Genomic DNA, 4,411 nt, shown 5'->3' with positions numbered 1-4,411 from the left:
CGCCCGCGGCCAGGACCGAAGCCGCGCCGGCGCCGGCCGCGCCCGCGCAGCGCCCGGCTCCCACCGCCGCGCTCGAAGACGCCGGCCTCAAGCCCGGCCAACTGCCGCATGCCTCGCCGTCGGTGCGCAAGTTCGCGCGCGAACTGGGCGTGAACCTCAGCAAGGTCAAGGGCTCGGGTCCCAAGGACCGCATCACCGCCGACGACGTGCGCGGTTTCGTCAAGCAGGCGCTGGCCACCGGCACGACGGCCGCCGCCGCGGGCGGTTCGGCCGATGGCGCCGCGCTGGGCCTCTTGCCTTGGCCGAAGATCGACTTCACCAAGTTCGGCCCGATCGAAGCCAAGCCGCTGTCGCGCATCAAGAAGATCTCCGGCGCGAACCTGCACCGCAACTGGGTCATGATCCCGCACGTCACCAACAACGACGAAGCGGACATCACCGACCTGGAAGCGCTGCGCGTCACGCTGAACAAGGAAAACGAGAAGTCCGGCATCAAGGTCACGATGCTGGCCTTCCTGATCAAGGCCGTGGTCGCGGCCCTGAAGAAGTTCCCCGAGTTCAATGCTTCGCTGGACGGCGACAATCTGGTGCTCAAGCAGTACTACCACATCGGCTTCGCCGCCGACACGCCCAACGGGCTGGTAGTGCCGGTGATCCGCGACGCCGACAAGAAGGGCATCCTGCAGATCGCGCAGGAAATGACCGAACTGTCCAAGAAGGCGCGCGACGGCAAGATCTCGCCCGCCGAAATGCAGGGCGGCTGCTTCTCGATCTCGTCCTTGGGCGGCATCGGCGGCACCTCGTTCACGCCGATCATCAACGCGCCTGAAGTGGCCATCCTGGGAGTGTCGCGCTCCTCGCACAAGCCCGTGTGGGACGGCAAGCAGTTCGTGCCGCGACTGATCGTGCCGCTGTCGCTGTCCTATGACCACCGCGTCATCGACGGCGCGTCCGCTGCCCGCTTCAACGCCTATCTGGGCGCCTTGCTGGCCGACTTCCGCCGCATCGCGCTGTAAACGGGGAGCCCCATGAGCAATACCGTTCAAATCAAAGTGCCCGACATCGGCGACTTCAAGGAAGTGGAAGTCATCGAGGTGCTGGTGGCGGTGGGCGACACGATCAAGGCCGAGCAAAGCCTGATCACCGTCGAATCCGACAAGGCCTCGATGGAAATCCCCGCGTCGCAGGGCGGCGTGGTGAAGTCCATCAACGTGAAGGTAGGCGACAAGGTCGCCGAAGGCGCGGTCGTGCTGGAAGTGGAAGCCGCGGGCGAGACCGCAGCGGCCCAGGTGTCAGACACCCAAGCGAAGACAGCGCCCCAAGCTGCCGGCAGCCAGGTGTCTGACACCCAGAAGAAAGCCTCGGAAGCCCCGGTGTCCGACACCCAGAAGAAAACCGAAGCTCCCCCCTCCTCGACCTTCAAAGGCTCCGCCGACGCCGAATACGACGTGCTGGTCCTGGGCGCCGGCCCCGGCGGCTATTCCGCCGCCTTCCGCGCCGCCGACCTGGGCCTGTCCGTGGTCCTGGTCGAACGCTACGACACCCTGGGCGGGGTCTGCCTGAACGTGGGCTGCATTCCGTCCAAGGCCCTGCTGCACAACGCCGCCATCATCGATGAAGCCCGCGAGCTGGCCGCCCACGGCATCAGCTTCGGCGAGCCCAAGATCGACCTGGACAAGCTGCGCGGCTACAAGGACAGCGTGGTCGCCAAGCTGACCGGCGGCCTGGCCGGCATGGCCAAGGCGCGCAAGGTCACCGTGGTGCACGGCGTGGGCGAATTCGCCGACCCCAACCACCTGACGGTCAAGTCGGCCGACGGCAAGAGCCAGACGCTGCGCTTCAAGCAGGCCATCATCGCCGCCGGCAGCCAGTCGGTGAAGCTGCCGTTCCTGCCCCAGGACGACCGCATCGTCGACTCCACCGGCGCCTTGCTGCTGCGCGAGATCCCCAAGAAGATGCTCATCATCGGCGGCGGCATCATCGGCCTGGAAATGGGCACGGTGTATTCCACGCTGGGCGCGCGCCTGGACGTCGTGGAAATGCTGGACGGCCTGATGCAGGGCGCCGACCGCGACCTGGTCAAGGTCTGGCAGAAGAAGAACACCGGCCGCTTCGACAACATCATGTTGAAGACCAAGACGGTGGGCGCCGAAGCCAGGAAGGACGGCATCTACGTCACCTTCGAAGGCGAGGGCGCTCCCAAGGAACCGCAGCGCTACGACCTGGTGCTCCAGGCCGTGGGCCGCAGCCCCAACGGCAAGAAGATCGGCGCCGACCGCGCCGGCATCGCCGTGACCGACCGCGGCTTCATCGAGGTCGACCGCCAGATGCGCACCAACGTGCCGCACATCTACGCCATCGGCGACATCGTCGGCCAGCCCATGCTGGCGCACAAGGCGGTGCATGAAGGCCACGTGGCGGCCGAGGCCGCCGCCGGCCAGAAGTCCTTCTTCGACGCCCGCGTCATCCCGTCGGTGGCCTACACCGATCCGGAAGTGGCCTGGGTCGGACTGACCGAAGACGAAGCCAAGAAGCAGGGCATCAAGGTCGAGAAGGGCGTGTTCCCCTGGGCCGCCTCCGGCCGCGCCATCGCCAATGGCCGCGACGAAGGCTTCACCAAGCTGATCTTCGACGCGGAAACGCACCGCATCCTGGGCGGCGGCATCGTGGGTACCCACGCCGGCGACCTGATCAGCGAATTGTGCCTGGCCGTGGAAATGGGCGCGGACGTCGTCGACATCGCCAAGACCATCCACCCGCACCCGACCCTGGGTGAATCGGTGGGCATGGCCGCGGAAGTCGCCGAAGGCGTCTGCACCGACCTGCCGCCGATGAAGAAGAAGTAAACGCCGGGCGGTCCGCTGCCCGACGCAAAGCAAAAGCGCCGGCCCTGTTCACAGGGACCGGCGCTTTTTTTCGGCCTGCCGTGTCGCAGGCGCCGAGCCGCGCGGTCAGGCGTGCGTGTCGATACGCGAACCCAAGGTGGCATCCACCGCCAGCACGGGCAGCGACTGCATCAGCGTCAGCGCGGTATCCGCCTGGGCGTTCAGTGCCTTTTTCAATACCCGCGCCTGGATCTCCTGAGCGAGATTCGCATCCTGCAAAGCCAGGGCGGTATTGACGGTGCTGCTGATCGAAGCGTCCATGTTCAGGCAATCCCAATGCGTAAAGCCCGGCACACGCCGGTCCGCAATTATTGCGCACATTGACAGTGCGACGCAAAGCCAAGTGAGCCAGGTGTCTGACACCCCTACGAGACAGCCCTCAATCCACACCGCTGTCCCCGGGTGTCCGACACCCATGAACGACAGCCGACCGTTCCCATCAGCCCAGGTGTCAGACACCCCATGAGACACAGCTTCAATTCGCGGCTGCCTTCTACGGGTGTCTGACACCCATGAGCCCCAGCCGACCGTTCCCATCAGCCCAGGTGTCAGACACCCCATGAGCCCCAGCCGACCGTTCTCATCGGCCCAGGTGTCAGACACCCAATGAGACCCAGCTTCAATTCGCGGCTGTCCTTCACGGGTGTCTGACACCCATCAGCCACAGCCATCCATCCCCCTCAAACCACCTCCCGGCACCACTCCTCATAAGCCCTCCGCCGAGCCTCTGCATCCATCCCCATCGCCAGATACAACTCATGCAGATCCAGTTCCCCCCCATTCCCCCAACCCATCCTCACCCGATAACTCGACCAAGGATACGCCGCGGCAGACTCCGCCAGCTTCGCCCGCACCGGATTCATTTCAATGTACCGACAGCATTCCAGCAAATACCGCTCGGCGTCGATCACCCGCGACTTGAATCGCGCCTCCCACAGCGAGCCGCCAGTTTCCTGGCGAACATTCCAGCGCCGCGTCGCTCGCCTTGCCAGGCGCTGCATCAACACGGATACCGTCCGCGGATCGTCGCCCGGCGTCAGCAGCAAATGCACATGGTTGGGCATCAGGCACCAAGCGTGCAGGGCGACGCCCAATGCCGTGCGATAGGTATGCAGATCGCGCAGATAAGCACGATAGGCAGCCGGGCCATCGAACACGGCCTGCCGCCGATGGCCGCGCTGCACGACATGGTGGGGTTGATGGGCGATGAGAATGCGGGGAGGTCTTGCCATGGCTGCGCACGCGTATAAGCTGAATGGCGTTTCAGGATATGCGTTCGGCGCCGGGCGTGGAGGAAGGGAGGGATGTTTTCAGCATGCTGAAGCGGCGGGCGGGTGTCTGACACCCGGTAACACCATCGCGGATTGATGCGTTTCCCCGTAAGGGTGTCAGACACTGAACGCGTGCTCGCGTCCGCAGTCACGCAGATGGAAATGGCGGCGGTGTCCGGTGTCTGACACCCTTACGGGCGATCGCCACGAACCGTAGCGGTCTTCCCGGGTGTCAGACACCAGCGAGAAACCGCC

At 65.2% G+C, this 4,411-nt stretch carries 4 protein-coding genes; 2 read left to right on the top strand and 2 right to left on the bottom strand.

Translation table 11 applies throughout. The annotated features are described in order from the left end of the window. Window positions 1-1,016 (top strand): dihydrolipoyllysine-residue acetyltransferase (locus tag AVE30378_RS32335; RefSeq protein ID WP_165360362.1); only part of this gene is annotated, 1,016 nt, incomplete at its 5' end. 12 nt (window positions 1,017-1,028) lie between these two features. Beyond that, on the top strand, window positions 1,029-2,846 hold the full coding sequence (lpdA, locus tag AVE30378_RS32330; protein ID WP_129247271.1) for a dihydrolipoyl dehydrogenase: 1,818 nt from the start codon (window positions 1,029-1,031) through the stop codon (window positions 2,844-2,846). Window positions 2,847-2,951: 105 nt separating this feature from the next. On the opposite strand, the gene AVE30378_RS32325 is transcribed toward lpdA, so the two are convergent. Next, window positions 2,952-3,146, bottom strand: coding sequence for a YjfB family protein (locus AVE30378_RS32325; RefSeq protein ID WP_129247268.1), 195 nt, complete (start codon window positions 3,144-3,146; stop codon window positions 2,952-2,954). Window positions 3,147-3,565: 419 nt separating this feature from the next. Further along, window positions 3,566-4,117 carry an REP-associated tyrosine transposase gene (locus AVE30378_RS32320; protein WP_129247266.1) on the bottom strand — a complete coding sequence of 184 codons (552 nt, stop codon included), beginning with the start codon at window positions 4,115-4,117 and terminating at the stop codon, window positions 3,566-3,568. Window positions 4,118-4,411 lie beyond the last annotated feature (294 nt).

This window comes from Achromobacter veterisilvae (assembly GCF_900496975.1).
GTDB classification, from domain to species: Bacteria; Pseudomonadota; Gammaproteobacteria; order Burkholderiales; family Burkholderiaceae_B; genus Achromobacter; species Achromobacter veterisilvae.
The sequence above is the reverse complement of the archived record's forward strand: the minus strand, read 5'-3'. Positions and strand labels throughout refer to the sequence as shown.

What these genes read in the sequence shown, in the direction of transcription:
- lpdA (WP_129247271.1), top strand. Translation starts at nt 1,029, where the DNA reads ATGAGCAATACCGTTCAAATCAAAGTGCCCGACATCGGCGACTTCAAG.
- AVE30378_RS32325 (WP_129247268.1), bottom strand. Translation starts at nt 3,146, where the DNA reads ATGGACGCTTCGATCAGCAGCACCGTCAATACCGCCCTGGCTTTGCAG.
- AVE30378_RS32320 (WP_129247266.1), bottom strand. Translation starts at nt 4,117, where the DNA reads ATGGCAAGACCTCCCCGCATTCTCATCGCCCATCAACCCCACCATGTC.